Raw genomic sequence first — 18220 nt, 5'->3', positions numbered from 1 at the left:
GTAATTGTTAAAGGTACAGCTCCATACATATTATATTCTTTTGCTATACCAGCCCTATGCATGGCTCCCAATTGATCGTCTGTTATTACAAAGCGATCCAGTATTAAAGTCTGCTTATTACCATCCCAATTATATCTATCAAAAGACATTAGGTTAAAATCCATTGAATAATTACCCTTACCATCATGTGTTGCACGACCTCCACCATACAGCAATACACCACCAGTAGCATAGTACCAATTTCTACTATCAGCAGTAGCTCCACTTGCTCCTGTAGAATGGAAATCTATCACTCCTTTTGAAGTCAAATTTTCTTCAATAAATAATTGAGCCTCGTTAATTTCCTTTTGAACAATCGGGGCAATACCACTATCTTTCATCAAGCCTTCAAGATCTATTTGATAATTTTCCCCAGAGTTTGCCAAATAGTGTCTTAATGCAGCGGTTGCATCTGGATATACAGGGGAATTCAGGGCTACGCCCATGGCTATACTATAATCCCTATATACTTCAAATGATGCTTGTTCACTACCTCATTCTCCAGCACCAGCATCATATTTTAGCTTAGGGTAGCCTTTCCCTAGTTTATAATCTTTACTCCAAAACCCATCACTCTCCATCTCTCCCTCTAGCTGCTCCTTATTCCCATCCAAGATTGCTTGGTTGTTTGTGTGATAAGCAAGCTGTTCATTGGTGCTTAGATTTTGCAGAGTTTGAGTGGTTGGCGTAATGGCTTGTCTACGGGTGTTGATATCCTCTTGATTGAGACTTATGCCAATATTATATGCAAAGTTACCAAGTTTGCCCATATGGGTGGCAGAAGTTTCACCTAAGCCATTATGGTGGGCGATTTCGTGGTTTAGGGTTTCCAGGGTGTTGCCGAGATGGTCTATGTCAAGGTATGTATGCCCTTTGCTGGGGTTAGCAAGCCCTTGAACAAATTCGTCTTGTGGATTGGTGGTGTTTTCGGTTAAAAAGACCTGAGTATCTTTGGCAGTTGTACCTTGAGTAAGCTGTGTGTTGAGCTCATTTAGGATGTCTTGGTTTTGGGCGACATCGGTTAGGTCTCCATCGGTGATGGCGTCTATATGAGCGTTTAGGTTGGCTTGAGATTTGTCTGCTCCTGTGACGACGTTGTTTCTAGCTTGGATTAGATTATCTTTGGCTTTTTGGAGGTGTGAGCGGTCGCTGTTTTCATTATCATCTAATAATCCTGCCGCGGTTGCACCTGCAGCAATGCCAAGCATACCAAAGGCGGCTTTGGTGTTGGTAGGTAATTCCTCTTGCTCCTTTTTAATCTCCTCCCTACCCTCTTTGGTGAATACTCTAGTATCGATGGTGGTATTGACATCTAGACCGCCTGTTTTTTGGTCTTTGATGACTTTTTGGGTGTTTAGGGCATCGGTGTTGATGTCTGTTTGACCAATGTCGGTGGTGGATTGGGTTTGGTTGTTGTGAATGATGCTATCTGTGATAGTAGTGCCTTGGCCAATGGTGGCAAGCGTCAAGGTTTGTTTGTCATGTCCGCTGTTATTGGCGGATAAACCAATGCTAGATGCTTTGGTATCACCTTGTTTGCGTGTCAGGCCCACATTGATGCCAAAGCCTGTGTTTTGGCTGTATTCGGTGGCTAGTAGGTCTTGGGTGGTCAGGGTGTTTGTGGTGAAGTTGACTGGACTGTTGGTTTGATTGCCTTGTTCGTCCTGACTGATGGCAGCAATGATACCACCTGTGACAGTGGTATGATTGGCAGTTAGGCTATGAGCGCTACCAGCAGTACCTGTCGTGACATAAAGGATGCCTGATGGAGCGTTATTGGTGGTGATATCGCTTTGGCTCTTTTGCTCGTTGTAGCCTAGGTTTAGACTGCTTGTGCCAACACCGATATTGCCACCTTTGCTACTACCACGCTGAGTTTGATGATTTTGGCTGGTGGTGACATTGAGCACATCTGTGCTGTAGTGTCCACCATCTGCGATGATGGTAGCACCGTGCAAGGTTGTTTGTTCGGCGTATCCATTAAACTCACCTAGGACAAGCTTGGTGTCATGGGCGGTGGTGGTATTGCTGTGAGATTGGCTTTGCTGTCTGCCCACACCTGCTGATACACTACCTGTGCTACTGATGCTAGCATCTGTGGTGTTAGTACTGCTTTGGTTTTGAGTGGTGTTTGTGGTAGTGCCATGTGTTAAGGTGAGCTTATTGAGGTTATCAATATTTAGCTTACCGATGGCGCCTTGCAATCCTTTGGCGGTGAAGGTGTCACCAAGCAAAACTGTATATGGCAGCAGTGGTGGCTACTCAATACAATCCTGATATTAAAGACCAGTACGAACGCTTACAACAACATGGCAAATGCAAGATGCAGGCTTTATGTGCTGCCATGCGTAAGCTTGTACAAATCTGTTTTGGTGTCATTAAACATCAAAAACCCTACCAACCACAAATTCAGGCAATTTAGGGTTTGACTTTGGGGTTGGGAGATGGTATCTACTGTACTAACCTGAGCCTACGAGCTAAATCACAACATATATAAAAGGCTTTTTTTCTGTTACAGCCGATAAAAGATTGCTGCTTTGATAATTTATATCACCCCACTCAATTAATCTCAACGTGGATGAGATCCCCGAAATATAGGCATCCATAATTAAACTTAGGATTTGTTGTGATAGCATTGGGTGTTGCAAAGAAAAATCACCCCAACCATAGATACAAATATCACCCCATGTTAACCAATTTTCCATGAAAAAATCAGACACGACATCAAATAAGGCATCAAGACTGCGACCACTCACCAAATCAGGACTGTCTTTTCCTCTGATTTTTTTCGATATGAGCAATATGACATCCTCTTTGCTTTCACAGATGGACAAATCAATCTTTATTGCTTTTTTCATTTTTGGTAATTGGTTTTTTGTAACAAAATGGATCATTTTATTCTTCCAAATGGTTTGCCGCCGTTATCGCCATAGTGTGTACCAGTATAATACATGCGACCGTCACTACCTACGACAATTCTGTCAATGCCAGCATTGTTTGTGCCACGAGTGTTTTGTATGTCATACTCTTTATATGTAATTCGAGTACCATTTGATGTTGTTCGAGGTAAATCTCCGCTTCGATTTTCGCCAACCCAGCCTACAAGCTACAGCTGGGTATGCAAATATTCATCCAAACCGATTCCTTTTTTGTATTGATAAGCACTATATCCATCATATTGTATGGAAAATTCAGATATCGTATTTGTTTCATCATAATTTATAATATAACTGACTTGGTCATTAGTAAAAAATACCATTATTCTATATTTTCCTATATCTTGATCGCAAATACTCTTTTCCCAATGCAAAACACCTCGCGTATTTAAAAAGGATATAACCGTTTCCGCATAACCCTCTTGATTGATTTTGATATCATACAGACTAATGAATAGAGATTCTTTAAAAGAATCATCATGGTACTTTGCTTGGATGCAGTATAATACATCAAAACAATCAAACCAAAACAGAATTCCAGCAGCCTGAATGATATTAAATCCATCTTGTTTCTGGTCTTCGGGAAAGCAATAAATCTCTATTTGAAGTTCATTTATAAAATATAAAATATATTCTTTTGTTTTTCCTAATAATAAATATGGATTATTTGAAATATCCATCATTTTAACCACCTTTATTGGATAAATTCGGGAAATTTAGAAGATTTTGTCGCTTTTATTACAGCGTCAATATTAGCCGTAGTATTGCTAATATATCTTTGATCTGTGGTTAAGTTTGGCAAGTTTGTTTTCATGTCAATTAATCTAGCTCTGAATGCAATTCTAAAATCAGGGTTGCTCCAATTCTCTTTGATTTGCTTCGTGGCTTTATTTAAATCTCCGCTACCAAATAATTTAACCTTCAATTTGCCTGTACCCGCAACTCCCTGTATAATCACCTCTCCATATGATGTATGTAAATGAGGACCTTTGGATAAAATATCACGAGCACCCGAAACAGGTAATTTAATGCCGTTAAAGCAATCATTATGCACCCACACCCCATACTTACCACTTTGTGCTGAGACAAAGTAGGTGTGAGTGTTGTCAACGGTTAGGTTGTAAGCAGTGAGAGCCTCTTTGGCGATGCTGACGGATTTGACAGTTTGCCATGTACCATCTTCGGATAATAATTGATAACCTGCCTGTAGATTGCTAGCATCTATCCAAACACCATGATCAATTTCACCCTGATAATCATGACCTTCCGATGAGACGGGGACTATTGTATCATAAGGCGCTTTTGCAAAGAATGGGTGAATGGCATTTGAAATCAGAATTTGCTCATTGCCTTGAGAATCAACAATAGTAACATACACAGTTTCTTGATACTGATTGTGATACCAATTGGTGACAGGCTGGTAGCTATATTTGCCCGTATATTCATCACGAGACCAAACAAAATCCCCAATCTTGATGGTTGAGATTGGCTTGTATCCGTTCGCCGTTGAAATGAGAGTACTGCCATGGAATGAGCAGGTTTTCTTAACAGCCTGAACAATTCTACGACTGCCTGATTTAACAATCTTATAGCCATACTTGCCAATATTACCCGCAATAGCTTGAGCGATATAATCCTCTCCTTTTTCTCGGGCTAGCTGTTCAACGGTCTTTTTACCTGATTTTAAATCTTGTATGTCTTGATAGACTTGATAAGCGGTATATAACTTACCTAATACAAAGATGGTTGCGGGAATGGCAGCCCAAACAGCATTATTCTCCACCGCCTCCTCAGCACTCCCCACTGCCGTATCCACATCAAACCCATACAGTAGAGCTACAGAGCCTGCGGTGAGTTTGGCGGTGTTTAAGATTTTTTGTGTCTCTTCGTCACTCAGGATAAGGATTTTTTCACCATCATCCATGGTGACTTCATGTTTATTAGCCATCCAGTCACCCACCATTTCACCGATGATGGCACCAACGGCGGCAGACTCGCAAGACTCGTCTTTTGCTTTGGCAGCGACACAACCTGTTAGACCTGCAGCAAGCTTATGAACTGCATTGGAGAGATGTTGTGTATCATTGTTATTGAGTGGCTTGACACCGTTTTGATATACGCTTGCAGCTGCAGCATCTACCAATTGGTTTGTTAGATGGTTTTTTAGACTATCCTCCAGGCTTGTGCCATGCATTAAGCTTTCTGTTAGAGCATGACCCGTACCCTGAATCACCCCTCGTGCCAGCTTGTCATCAAACCCTGCACTGGCTGAAATGTCAATATTGGTTGTATTGGCGATGATTTGGTCTAGGCTTGCTGTTACACCTGCGGTAATGGCGGCTTGAGCCATACTTTTAACCGCATCAGATTTGCCCAGATCTTTTAGAGTTTGTGCAACATTCCCTTTGTTATTAATCAAAGTAACGCTAGCTTGAGACGCAAGAGAGCTAAAGGCAGCATTTGCCATTGCCGTGGTAGTCGCTCCTGTTGTGCCTAGCAAACCTGCACCAACACCACTCGTGGCAATACCAACTGCAATAGAAATTAAAGCCGCTGCTGCAGGCGTCAATCCCTCTTGTTCATAATCCCAGCTATCTTCTGCTAAGATAATCTCTTGCCAAGTAGCGTCTTGTTTATCAATAAACTGGTTTAAATAGCTATACTCAGGCTGTTGTATGAGTGTGTCAATTTGTTCTTGTAGGGTGACACCTGCCTTTTGCTCTTGTTGAGAGATGGGGATTTGTATCTCTACGCCATCTAAGGCAATGATGGTGGGTTCGTTATTGCCTACAAAGCTTGGTAGTGTGGCAGTTTGCTTAATGCTGCCGCTATCTTCAGCCTTTTGCCAGACGACATAGTTATCATTACTGGTGGTATGCTCAGATGTGCCTGAGATGGCGGCTTGTAGGTATAGCTTACCACCACTAACCACAGTCGCATTGTCAGAATAATGAAACTGCGTACCCTCTAGTAGCGTTGAACCCGTTGATTGAGTTGCAATATTTTTGGCTTGCAAGGTAGTGGTGATGGCATCCACCTGCTCATGAGCGTGAGTATAGTCACCTTTATCAACGGTTGCACCAATCCATTTGCTGTTTTCACTGCTACTGGTTTTGGTAGATAGGGTATCTTTGGCGGCATCCATGATTAGATGACCACCTGCTTCAATACGGATTGTTTCAGTAGCCTTAGCCTCTACACCTGTTAGCTGTGTATTGCCGCCTGATTTGATGAGAATATTTTCACCACCCACCATACTTTGAATACTGGTATTGCTATCCATCTGATAGGCAGTTTGGGTGGTCTTTTTGCTAACAAGTCCTTTGTCGGTGAATTTACTTGCAGTGTCCAGGCTTTGGGTAGCACGGCCTTCGGTGATGCTGATATCGCCTGTGGCAATCAGTGCTGTGGTGCCAGTGGCATTTAGATGCGAGCCTTGGATGTTGATACCAGCCCCTTTGCCTGTTGTAGCTATCGTTAAGTTGCCAGCACTGGTGATGGTTGAACCCACATCGGTGCTTTGGCTGTGGTTAAAGTAGTTATTGGGATCAGCGACAGCACTGATGTGATTGCTTGTGGTAAGGGTTGTGATATTGATGCCGTTTTGGGCAGTGATTTGGGTATTGCCACCCTCATTTTGTATGTTGGCAGCTTTGTTTAGGACATAGTTACCCGCTTGGATATTTAGGGTGGTTAATGGATTGCCATTGTCATCTGTTTGGTCTTTTAATCCATCGCCCACACGGATGGTAGCGATGCGTGTAATGGCGGTGTTGGATGAAGCGCTTTGCCCTTGTTTATTGTGATGGGTAGCTGTTTGGCTTTCATTGATGATTTGGTTGCCCGCATCAAGCCTCATGGCACTGTTTGCATACATAGTGCCATGATTGGCAATGGTGTTATCTGCTGTGACAGCGACAAAGTTACCATAAACACCGCCGTCATTGGTGACATTGTTTGCATTGATGTTTACGGTATCTTTGGCAATGATATTACCATTGTTATCCAAATTGCCAGTCAGCTGTATATCCATGCTTTTGCTAGACATGGCAGCATATCTACCATCAGGAGTAAGCGCACCTGTAGCGATATTGGCAGATCTTAAATACAGCTTGGGTACCAGAACATCTTGGGTTTTGGTGATGCTATTGCCATCTTTGTCTTTGACGGTGTAGGTGATGGACTGTTTGACCAGCCACACGATGTCAGTGGTTAAGTTTGCCATCTGCTCGGCGGTGAGTGCGGTGCCAAGTGTGTAGCCAAACTGTTTGGCATGAGTGATGCCATTATCCATCAACTGTTTAAAGGCTTCTTCGTTACTGCGGTAATCGGTGTTGATATGTCTGCCTGTCAATAGATAATACTGATCTTTAATGCGCTCTTGTTCACGATAACCATCAGATAAGCGTTTGTGGATGTGATTTGGGTCTGATTGTAGTGCTTTTAGCATATAATCGGACGATAGCCACTGTTTGTAATCGGTGAACGCAGGGTCAGTTTGAATGAGCGGTAAGTTAGGGTCGTCAGCGTTGATGATGTACAAAGCTAAACTAGGGATGGTCGGCTGTGATAAGTCTGCACTTATCACAGAGGCTGGTTTAGCATCAACGCTTTGAGACAATGCTTTGGTCAACTCTGATAAGATTGCTTCATCAACAGAGTGTCCTTGCTCTTTGTCAGCAAGTAGCTTTGATAGCTGTTGCTGAGCATCAAGGGATAAGGCAGCTTGATTGGCTTTTAGGGCAGCAAGCACCGTCTCCACATCACCGCTGGCTAGGGCTGATTGGTCAATTGTCATGACCGATGGGGTTTTGTTGATGGTGGCGCTCAAGATGGGAAGCTCATACGTTGCTAGTGGTGCAAAGGATTGCGTAAAGCTACCACCGCCAATTGCTCTGCGCTTGTGGCGGTTAATTCCCGAGGGAAATACGCTATATCGGGTAAAGCGACCATTTTCTGTGACTTTGGTTTTTTCACCATACAAGCCATTGTCAGGTGTTTGAATGACAGTATCACCAATCACTGCAAAGCCTGCACCTGCATTCATTTGGCTTTTATCATTAATTAAGGTATCGCCATGTATGACAAGATTTTGTCCTGCCACCATACGGGCTGGGTCAGAAGCTAGGGTTTTATCTTCATAGACGACAAAGTCAGTAGTAATGACATCCACCTCTTCAGTGAGGCGATAAAAGTCACCATTGGCATTTTTGACATACAAAGCGCCATCTGGTGCGCCTTTACGGCTGGTTGGTCCAAGCTTTGCTTCATCAGTGGTATAAATGTTTAGCGCCAAATCAACATCGCTTTTATTTTGGTTAAACTGACGGTTATATTCCCTAATAGCCAGCTCTAATGATTCAATGGCAGCGGCATTATCCGCTTCCCATTTTATTAAAGGACCCATAGCCTTGGTATAATTGGCTAATGCCTCATTATACTGTGTACAAGCTTGGTTGCTTGCCTCTGCCAACGCACAACTTTCAGCGGTTTCATTCTTTGGCAAGTCAGGCTCATCCAAGCGGTTTTCGACAGCAATGACTGGTGCAGGCTCAGCTGGTGCTGCAATGTTAAAGTATGACCAAATTGTAGAGTCATAATCATAATTGACAATACACTCACTACCTTCAGGGCAGTCAAATAAACCCGCCATTGGCTTGTTGCCCAAATCAGCAACATCAGTGCTTTTTTGGGCGGTGGGGATGGTGTCCGCTTGTTTGTGAGCGCGGTAAAGCGTTTGTCCATAAACAGATTCTGCTTCCACCTTAACCGTATGCTTTTTAAAGTCAGCATTGGTGTTTAGCAAGGTTTTGGTGCTAACCTGCATCTGTCCTGCTGATTCAATCGTCGCACCTTTATTGACAACTGTCTGTGCTTTGCCTGTGGCGTGATGATTGTCATCTAGACTGCCGCCAATGTGCAGACTGCCAAGACTTGTGATTAAAGCTTGATTGTCGAAATCTTCGTTGAATTTGCCTGCTCTGTCAGGGTTGGGGTTGTTGTTTAAGGTGTTGACACCGATATCCAGACGCTGCCTAGCAGCAATCACAGGGCTTGTATGATGGTCATTTTCTTGATTGGTTTGTTGGTTGGCAGCTTTTGTTGGCGTATTATTCAGCGTGTCAGCTTGGATGGCAAGATGTGTGCCATAGATACGACCACCAGCAAGGTTGTTGATGGTGTTTGTGGCTTTAACAATGGTCGTGTCGCCATTAATTAAGCCTTGGTTTGTGATATCCGTTTGGCTAGTAATCTGTGTGTGATTGCCGCTATTGATAATACCTGCTTGCGTGTTATCAATATGCTTGGCATTCAGTGTCAAATCTTGATCGGCGGTTAATTGGCTTTGGTTAATCAGCTTGCCACTTGTTGTAAACGCTAGGCGATTGGCAACAAGCTTATCTTGATCCGTGTGGGTATAGTCTGCTTGTTGGGTGATGGTAAGTGTATCAGCCGTGATGGTGCCACCGTTTTGTAACTCTTTGGCAGTGATATCTGCTTGTTTGACTGCGGTAATGGTGCCGTCTTGATTGATAATACTGTCTTTGGCGATAAGTGTGATATCGGTGCCACTTGTTAGGCTACCACCCGTGTTGATGATGGCAGATTCACTATCAATCACCATGCCATTTCTGGCAGTGATACTACCTTGACTGTTGTCAAAGCGAGTTAATTGCCAGTTGATCTCATCTAAGGCGATTTTACTATCGGTATTGACAAGAGTATTGGTGTTTAAAGTGGCGGCATCAATCGATGCTTGCTTGGTGTTACTGGTTTTATCAGCACTGATACCAATATCACCTGTGGCGGTGATGAATGCTTGATCGCCTGTGTTGTGAATACTGCTCGTGGCAGTGATATGACCACGAGCAGTTGGGATGGGTTTGGTTTGAGTGTTTGCACCAGAGTCACTTAAAGCAGGTGGTTGTGGGTTGGTTACTGTATTATCTGTTGGCTCACTGCTGATACTGCCAGCACTTTGATCACTACTTGGGGTAGAAGGTGCAGGGATACTGGTTTGTCCATACAGGCTTTGACCGATAACTGCTTTATTAGTGTTGATCAGTGTATCGGTGGTGATATCAAGCTTGCCTGTACCAGTTTGGATAAGCTGGCCAGTGTTGGTAAGCTTACCCGTATCCACTTGCAAAACACCGCCATAGACACTGCCAAGGTTTTCAATCGCTTCTTTGGCTGCAATCTTGGCAGTTTGGGTGCTGTGAATGATGCCTGTGTTATTAAGACTTGCAGTATTGATGGCAATATCAGCCTGTTCGCTTAACAAGGTGCCGTCGTTTTGAGCGGTGTTATCATGGGTGTTGATGGTGACAGCATCTTTGGCTAGGATTTTACCAGTATTAACAAGATTGCCTTGACTATCCAAGGTGAGTGTACCAGCACCAAGTTGTTGTCCATTGCCAGTTGCTGTGATGACCCCTTGGTTATTCACCCCAAAGCCCTTGTCTGTGCCAATCAGATGGATTTTACCTGCATACATCCCGCCTAATGATGAAATATCAAGAGCGACACCTTGCTGGCTTGTACTGCTGACACCATTGTTTTGATGAACGGCTGATAACTGATTGAAGTTGCCATCTTGTAGGCTGACCTGATTTTCACCTGTAATGACATCCAGCTTATCCCCTGCATAGATTTCATCATTAATCTGCACAGCTTTGGCAATGAGTGCGGCATAATCTGTGCCTTGTAGGTTTAATTTGCCATGGGTGGCAATATGGCCTGTGCCAACTTCATAACCTGTCACTTGCCCTTGATTGACCTGGCTATTTGCTGCTGCCAGATGCACATTGCCAGCATTAATAAACCCAGCACCATTGACCACCAAGCCTGATGGGTTTGCGATAATCACATCCGCCTTTTTACCTGCCACTTCAATAAAGCCATTCAAATGGCTTGGGTTATTGGAATTAACCTGGTTTAAGATGGTAGAAGCTTCCCCACGAGCCATATAGGGGTTAGCCGCCACAAAGCCTGCAATTTGGGTATTAACTGCTTTACGGTTGTTATTTAATACAGCACCTGTACTGCCAACATCAAACTGGCTGTAATGGTTATTGGATAAGCCACGAGCATTGGGGGTGGCGATATTAACAGACACAACACCACTTGCGGTATTTAATACAATCGGCTGTAAGGCTTTATCGGCGGATTTATCTGCAATGATGGTGGTGGGGGTGTTGGCATGGGCCGTCAAGCCTAGGCTAAGAAGAAGCGATAATGAAAGAGTTTTTAAGCCTAAGCCCCATCCAGATGATGATGTCGTGCTACCACCCATGCTAGGGTTGTCAGATTTGCCTTGCGATCTTGTCTTTTCAGAAACCACCACAAGTCTTCCTAGACTTTTACTAAAGATCACACGATAACAAAAACGGTTCATAATACACCCACTTATACAACCAGATTCTACTCTTAATCATCCAACGCATCTGCCAGCTTGCCAATTCTTAGCAACAAAACAGTAATATTGGGCAGATATTATCACAGATAATTTTAAAAATAAAGTCTGATTTATTTAAAAGTTGGAATTTTATTATTTTATCATTATTTAAAAGATACTCTGTATACTTCAATGATTTATGGTTTTAATTTGCAAGAGAACATTGATGATAACTAAGTAGCCAAATATAAAACCAATATATTTAACAACCATTTAATTTTTTTAAGATAAATCAAATGATGATAATAACTAAATAAAAATCCTTGCAATCAACAAATTCATAAGTTACAATCGGGTAACTTTAAATACTGATTGGATGGCCATGACACGCTTTTGTTTAAAACCGTTAACCCTAACCACTTGGATTGCTTTAGGAGTCATAACACAAATCAATACCGCACAAGCAGCGGATGATTTCTTGATTGCCAACACCACCAACCAAACCCTAATCCAAACTCAAGATGCTCGCAATCAGGCATTGCTAGAGCAATTGGTGCCAAATCCAAGCGTGGTGGTAGATATAGCTGCCACTGATACCACCACCCAAACCCAAGAACAACCAACAGCAGATAACGCCATTTGCTTTGATATTCATAAGATGGGTTATTCGGTGTTATCACAAGATGATCTTATCTTTGCAAACAAGCTTGGCTTTGCACTCATACCCGAAATCATGGGCAACAGCAGCGTATTAGGTAAGTGTATGACAGTCACCGACATCAATGCTATCGCCACTCGTGTGCAAAACCGCCTCATTGAACAAGGCTATGTCACCAGTCGTATTATGGTAGGCAATCAGAATTTGGCAGATGGGGAGCTAAGATTAACCCTAATCCCTGGTAAGATTGCTCAGGTGGTGGTGAATACAGCGGATAGTAAAGTACCTGTCTATACTAAACAGACAAATAGGGCTTATCCTGCCATCTTAGACACAGCACTCACTACACAACCAGGCAAGCTATTAAACATCCGCGATTTAGAAACCACGCTTGAGAACTTTAAACGCGTGCCAAGTAGCGACACCAATTTTAAAATTGCACCAAGTCATACTGGTTTAAATCCATCAGCAGGTAATGCTATCAACACCCTTGGCTTTAGCGATATTTTAATTGATTATACTCAGCATCGCCGTCTTCGTGGCAGTCTAAGCATTGATGATTCAGGCTCCAAATCCACAGGGAAATATCAAGGCGTGGCAACACTTAGTGTGGATAATTTGGCAAACTATAATGACTTATTCTATCTTAGCTTTGGGCGAGATTTGGGCAATCAAATCAATGATGACAAAGACTACCCATCTGATAAGAGCAAGGGCTCTAAGAATTATGGTATTGGTTATGTGATTCCTATTAAAAGCAGCGTACTGCAACTAAATGCCAATCGCTACACCTATCATCAAACTGTAGCAGGTAGTACCCAAGATTATATCTATGGCGGTAAATCCAGTGGGTACAACGCTAAGCTGTCTCATCTGGTACATAGAGATGCTCATAGCAAAAGCCATGTGTATATTGGTGGTTATGTCAAATCCCAAGAAAGTGATATTGATGGTACAATCATTGATGTACAAACCCGTAAAACCGCAGGTTATTTATTTGGCATTAGTCATGAGACCACTTTTGGCAAACAAGCCAATCATAGCCTAAACACCGATATTTCTTATAAGCGTGGTACAGCCACTTTTAATGCCTTACCCTCACCAGAAGAGCTGTTTGATGAAGGTTCAGCTCGTGTTGGTATTTATCAGCTAACCTCAAGTCTAACCAGTAGATACAATCCAGTCATAGGTAATAAACCACTACCTATCATCCACAGCACCACACTCAAAGCCCAATACGCCACCGACAGTCTAACACCAGATTTAAAAATGGCCATTGGTGGCAGATACACCGTCAGAGGCTTTGATGGTGAGCGTTCATTATCTGCGGATAATGGCATCCTAATCAGGCAAGACATCAGCTTTTATCCAAGTTTTTTAAATCAGCAAAAAGCAAACAACCAAAACAACTCACAAAACAGCCAATCAAACCATGCCATCTACCTAGGATTGGACGCAGGCTATATCACCAACCACGACAAAAGCCAAAATGAGCTATTGCTTGGACAACACTTAGCAGGTGCTTTCATTGGCATCAAAGGCCAATACACACCAAATACAAATAACCCTTACCTAAGTTTTAACTATGACATTTTCACCTCAAAAGCAATCAGTGAGCCCAACGGCTTTTCAAACAAAGATTGGGTCAGTGGTGTGAGTCTGGGGATGAGTTTTTAAAAGTAAGTTGATATCAGACCCATCAATCAGAAAACCATCAGTTGAGCAGATTGGCTTGGCTGGTGGTTTTTTATGGGGTGGTCAAATAAGAGTGGAATGGGTGAACATTTGGAGTGGAGTGTGCAAAAAAACTTTATTAAACATATTTATTCAAGGTATATTAGATAAAGTTATTCGGAAAACTATAATAATTATCTAACAAATCATATCTAGAAATCACCGACACTAAATCAAAAAATCGTACGCTAGACCAAGCATATCAAGGCAAGCCAGTGCTAACACTAAATACAGAAATGACCCAAAGCAACCGGCAAAATATCAAAAACATAAGAACATCAAAGCAGACATCAGGCGATAAAAAACCACCGTCAAAAAAGATGGTGGCGGGGTTGGGGTTGGGGTTGGTTGGGTGGGTTTATGTCTTAGCACAAACTACAGACCTTTGCTTTGCTGGTGTATGGGTGCAACCTGTACTTTTATGCTGACACATATGAGTATGTCTGTCATCGGCTATTGCATTAACTAGAATGTGGATATCCATCAGGGGTGATGAGAGTCTGGCGTGAACTAGAGTGTGTTGCACGCACGCTCAAAAAACCAATCAATCAAAGGTGTTGCGGTATGCACTGTAGCCCGTAGGTCGGGTTTAGGAACGAAACCCAACAAAATCAATGAGTTAAACCAAAAATGTTGGGTTGTGCTGTCGCTAAATTAGCCTACGGGCTGTCGCTAACTTAAGCCTATGAGCTCAATTTAATCTACAGCCTCAGATTTTACTATTTTACAATTTATGGGCAATATATAATAAGACTGATCTTTTGCTATTTTTGATATAGCGAGTTGGGAATTTGCATCACAAAAATAATCAAAGCCTTTCAGGCTGTTATCTAAGAATAATTGATTTTTATCCAAATCACCTTCTTCGGTTAATTTAAGATAAAATACTTTTACAACATTATCATTTCGGACTCCCAAAGATTTTTCTAACAACCCGTTATTTGGGCTACGAAAAATCACGCCATCAAAAGAGAGCACCCCTCCCTGTGTTAAAAAATCCCGCAAATCATATTTTGTTTTCAACCCACTATTATTTAGGTCATAATTAAGCTGCCTGATAATGTTTTCTTCTAAACTTGGATATAACGAAAAATTCTTCCAAAGAAAAAATATTGACAATATGATTGCTAAAACACAAATCTTTTTCATCAATCAATTCCCTCTATCACAGTTTTATTAAAATAATCCTCTCTCTTCTGCTGCAAAACAGGACCTGCTCCTGTGTTATCTAACCCCCGAAGTGTTGTAACAGCTCTATTATAAAGTTCAGCTGGCAGTCTTGTCTTAACCACCAAATAACTACCATCTATTTTTTTCACCTGATACAGCCCATAATTATAATGATAAACAAGCACTTTTTGGGCATATTCTTTATTTGACAACTTTGGTGATTTTGCAGCCAATTCCCTGCCAATTTTATTGTTAAACTGATCGGCAACCTCATCGGCAGAACTAAGACTGCTATAAAAAAGCTTGTCCAAATAAACCCCTCCATATGTAGGCTTTTCGATATCTTGGTGTGTATAAGTATTTTCGTGAGCATTACCAACTTTGATAGCTATATCAGATCCAAATTTATTTGCGATAATAGCTTGCCACAAAGTATGTCTGTAAGCATTTGATATGCTACCCTCTCCACTTATTGCATCATAATCTCCCCCATTATTATTTAGCAAATTTATTTGAAAGGTGGCTACAACTGTGGAAATATTTGGGTTTTGAACCGTATGTAAATCCGCACTTGGCATCACAGTACCAATCTGAGAAGCTATCCAAGGATGTTGGGCGGCAAACATTACCTCCTTAGCATTAGCATTATTCTCCACCCCCACTTTCCCAACTTCAGCCGCACTCACAGCATCAGCAGTGCTGCCATCAGTTGCTGTATAAGCCGTTGTTACTGTGGTTGGGTTATTGCCTGTAGCGTAGCTTACTGCAGCTCCTAGTATAGCATGAGCCAGTAGGTGATTGGCTGATTGTTCTTCTGGTCTGTTGCCATTGTCTAATTGGTTTAGTGTTTTATTGTCTTTAAAGTATTGCCCAATCCGATAAGCAAGCTCAGGACTTGCTGCTCGTGCAACATCACCGATGATACCATTTGAGTTAGGTGCATACAATGCGGAGGTGATGCCATCGAAGAGTCTTAGGTTGTCGTCTATTTGTTTGGCTTTGGTTTCTAACTCTGTTCTTTCTTGGCTGCCCTGTGGAAGTTCTTCAGCTTGTTTACGATAGCCTTCTGCTTTTTTGGCGTATTCACTTCTGACGGCACGGCGTTCGTTGTCAAACTCAGTCGTAATATTCACCTGAGCCCCAAGCTCTGTTAACACTTGCTCTTTGTTAAAATCATTGGTGATGATTTCATTAAGCTGGTTTTGAACTTCTTCTTGTTTGAAGCTCTCTGTGTTGATATGGCTAAGTCCTGCTTGGTCAGTGATGACAGAGTGGGTGGTACTGGTTTTATGGACTGGGTCTATTTTACCATAACCAATGCCTTGTAGGGCAGGTTTTGCTTTGCCATTTGGATTGCTGGTGTCTGCACCAATACCAATGCCGACACTGATGGCATCACCTTCATAATTTAGGTGATTTTGTATATCTTGGGTTTGGATACCTTGGGCAAACTGGGTTTGGTTTTTACCTGCATCGGTGATGAGATAGCCACTAGTGAACTTACCTTGTCCTTGTACAGACAGGGTAGATTCTTGGGCTTTGATGCCTGATTGGTGGGTGACTTGCGCATAATCGGCATCTGCATCGGTTTTACCACCATTGATGCTAAAGCTTTGGGGTTTGCCATCAAAGCCAACATCAGCACTAAATCCTGCTTGTTTTTGATCATGAGTGTATTGATAGCCGTCTTGACGGCTTTTGACAATCAAATCACCGCCAACTGTGCCAGTTAGGTGCTTGGTATTTAAATTAGCACCATCTAGGATAAGATTGCCACCAATGTCATTGACGGTTGTGCCACCGACAGTGACTTGGGTATTGGTGTGGGTGGTGGTAGTCTCATGACTACCGCCTTTTGCTTTGTTGGCATTGACGGTAAAGCCTTGATTGGATTGACCGCTACCTATCTGAGTGCTGGCATAGACACCCACGCCCCAGCCTTTGCTGCTGTTTTGACTGTCTTGGGTGTCAGTTTGTGTTGAGGCTTGGTAGAGTACATCACCTTCTACCGATTGGTAGAAGTTATTGCCCACTGTAAGATTGCTACCTGTGACAGTCAAATCCGAATCCGCACCTTTGCCTTTGAGATTGACGATCAGATTATTTTGAGCCAAAAGGTTGGCGGCATCATTAGTTTCTTGATGGCTTGTGGTTTGGCTCTTGGTGCTTTGTGAGCCAATAGCGGCTTGAACTCGGATAGAGCCAAGATTACCACCGCTTAGGTCTTTGGCAAGCGTACGCACTTTAGAAGCCGCTGCTAAAGTGCCAGCCAATTTAGCTTTGCGAGAGTCGGTGTCATTAACAGACTCTTTTAGGGTTTCCTGATATATCCATATACCAGATACATTAAGATATTTAGTGCTTGAAACAAACATATAATCTCAAAAAAGTTGTTATGCAATCATAGCAGAAAAAATCCCTGCATTCTAAATACAACACACAACATAAAACTTGTATAAAGTTTAACATTTTTTCATCTTGAAAAAAATGCTGCTAAATTGGAATTTCTAATACCTGATTAACTATTTCTGTAAATTCAAAATCCCATTCAGTACCCGGTTATTGTCATTACTATACCGATGATTAAAACTGGCGATTTTTCCATTGTTAAAACCTGTAAGGATGCCTTTTGATAACTTGCCGTAATTTATAGCAAGTGAATTGATAAATTGACGCAAACCATATGGGTTTTCATGGGTTAAAAACTTGGCTTCATTGTTTACTTGAATGATAATGCCAGCCGAAGACTGGGTGCGCCTATCATTGCTTGGTTCGCAGTCTAGGATGTATGTAGTGGTCAACTAATTCAACAGTCCCCAATAAGTTGATTTTGCTAGAACTGGAGCCAGACCTTGATTGTATTAATGTGGGCGAATGTGATTATAATACATCACATAGTCTTTGATATCATTCATTGCACTTTCAACATCAGGATAACTGCCTTTTGGCATCCACTCATGTTTAAAACTGCGAAACCATCGCTCCATTGGGCATTATCCCAATAATTACCTCGGCGACTCATGCTTTGGATTAGTTTGTGTTTGTTAACGCAAGCTGCAAACTTGTCACCGCCATAAATACTGCCTTGATCTGAATGAAAGATCATGTTTGGTGTGTGTTTGTACCGGCACAACATTCCTAGACACCCCATAAAAGCTTATACCCCAAGCTAGGAGCATTCTCTCATGACAAGCAGTGTCAGCAGTACAGTATCGAGTATAAGCTGAGAATGGCAAAGCTTGTCATATAAAATATTGCAAGATATAAATGGGGATGATCGAACTA

Annotated in this window: 9 protein-coding genes and 2 pseudogenes; 2 read left to right on the top strand and 9 right to left on the bottom strand. The window is 42.1% G+C overall.

Features of this window, described 5'->3' with window-relative positions; all coding sequences use genetic code 11:
- Window positions 1-485 (bottom strand): hypothetical protein (locus tag B0681_RS05460; protein WP_211271507.1); only part of this gene is annotated, 485 nt, incomplete at its 3' end.
- A 48-nt stretch (window positions 486-533) separates the two neighbouring features.
- Entirely contained in the window at window positions 534-2273 is a 1740-nt protein-coding gene (locus B0681_RS05455; protein WP_078317727.1) for a hypothetical protein, read from the bottom strand.
- Here B0681_RS05455 and B0681_RS05450 point away from each other — a divergent pair.
- Window positions 2267-2461, top strand: a pseudogene (locus B0681_RS05450) (IS110 family transposase); the annotation flags it as partial. The gene B0681_RS05455 and the pseudogene B0681_RS05450 sit on opposite strands and share 7 nt — an antisense overlap.
- Before the next feature lie 55 nt (window positions 2462-2516).
- Here the strand turns inward: B0681_RS05450 and B0681_RS05445 are convergent.
- The 4 genes and pseudogenes from B0681_RS05445 to B0681_RS05430 form a co-directional block, all read right to left on the bottom strand.
- A complete protein-coding gene (locus B0681_RS05445; protein WP_078317726.1) occupies window positions 2517-2933 on the bottom strand; it encodes a hypothetical protein in 417 nt (138 codons plus the stop codon).
- A pseudogene (locus B0681_RS10615) lies at window positions 2930-3112 on the bottom strand (ribonuclease domain-containing protein); the annotation flags it as partial. The gene B0681_RS05445 and the pseudogene B0681_RS10615, both read right to left, overlap by 4 nt.
- Window positions 3113-3145: 33 nt before the next feature.
- Window positions 3146-3658: a hypothetical protein gene (locus B0681_RS05435; protein ID WP_078317725.1), complete on the bottom strand. Its 513-nt coding sequence runs from the start codon at window positions 3656-3658 to the stop codon at window positions 3146-3148.
- Window positions 3659-3669: 11 nt separating this feature from the next.
- Window positions 3670-11373: a two-partner secretion domain-containing protein gene (locus tag B0681_RS05430; RefSeq protein WP_078317724.1), complete on the bottom strand. Its 7704-nt coding sequence runs from the start codon at window positions 11371-11373 to the stop codon at window positions 3670-3672.
- A 382-nt stretch (window positions 11374-11755) separates the two neighbouring features.
- Here B0681_RS05430 and B0681_RS05425 point away from each other — a divergent pair, with 382 nt between their 5' ends.
- Window positions 11756-13708 carry a ShlB/FhaC/HecB family hemolysin secretion/activation protein gene (locus tag B0681_RS05425; protein WP_158077922.1) on the top strand — a complete coding sequence of 651 codons (1953 nt, stop codon included), beginning with the start codon at window positions 11756-11758 and terminating at the stop codon, window positions 13706-13708.
- Window positions 13709-14461: 753 nt separating this feature from the next.
- On the opposite strand, the gene B0681_RS05420 is transcribed toward B0681_RS05425, so the two are convergent.
- The 3 genes from B0681_RS05420 to B0681_RS10315 all read right to left on the bottom strand — a co-directional run bounded on the left by B0681_RS05420 (window position 14462) and on the right by B0681_RS10315 (window position 17922).
- Window positions 14462-14914: a hypothetical protein gene (locus tag B0681_RS05420; RefSeq protein ID WP_078317722.1), complete on the bottom strand. Its 453-nt coding sequence runs from the start codon at window positions 14912-14914 to the stop codon at window positions 14462-14464.
- Entirely contained in the window at window positions 14914-17310 is a 2397-nt protein-coding gene (locus B0681_RS10465) for a hemagglutinin repeat-containing protein (protein WP_078317721.1), read from the bottom strand. Before B0681_RS10465 ends, B0681_RS05420 begins: the two co-directional genes overlap by 1 nt.
- Before the next feature lie 486 nt (window positions 17311-17796).
- Complete coding sequence (locus tag B0681_RS10315) at window positions 17797-17922, bottom strand: IS3 family transposase (protein ID WP_114144955.1); 126 nt, start codon at window positions 17920-17922, stop codon at window positions 17797-17799.
- Between the last annotated feature and the right edge of the window lie 298 nt (window positions 17923-18220).

The organism is Moraxella porci DSM 25326 (genome assembly GCF_002014855.1).
Lineage (GTDB): Bacteria > Pseudomonadota > Gammaproteobacteria > Pseudomonadales > Moraxellaceae > Moraxella > Moraxella porci.
Note: the sequence above shows the minus strand (reverse complement) of the source record. Positions and strands in the feature narration are given on the sequence as shown.

Excerpts from the sequence above, each read along its gene's own strand:
- B0681_RS05425 (WP_158077922.1), top strand. The coding sequence starts at position 11,756 with ATGACACGCTTTTGTTTAAAACCGTTAACCCTAACCACTTGGATTGCT.
- B0681_RS10465 (WP_078317721.1), bottom strand. The coding sequence starts at position 17,310 with ATGTTTGTTTCAAGCACTAAATATCTTAATGTATCTGGTATATGGATA.
- B0681_RS05420 (WP_078317722.1), bottom strand. The coding sequence starts at position 14,914 with ATGAAAAAGATTTGTGTTTTAGCAATCATATTGTCAATATTTTTTCTT.
- B0681_RS05430 (WP_078317724.1), bottom strand. The coding sequence starts at position 11,373 with ATGAACCGTTTTTGTTATCGTGTGATCTTTAGTAAAAGTCTAGGAAGA.
- B0681_RS05445 (WP_078317726.1), bottom strand. The coding sequence starts at position 2,933 with ATGATCCATTTTGTTACAAAAAACCAATTACCAAAAATGAAAAAAGCA.
- B0681_RS05435 (WP_078317725.1), bottom strand. The coding sequence starts at position 3,658 with ATGATGGATATTTCAAATAATCCATATTTATTATTAGGAAAAACAAAA.
- B0681_RS10315 (WP_114144955.1), bottom strand. The coding sequence starts at position 17,922 with ATGGAGCGATGGTTTCGCAGTTTTAAACATGAGTGGATGCCAAAAGGC.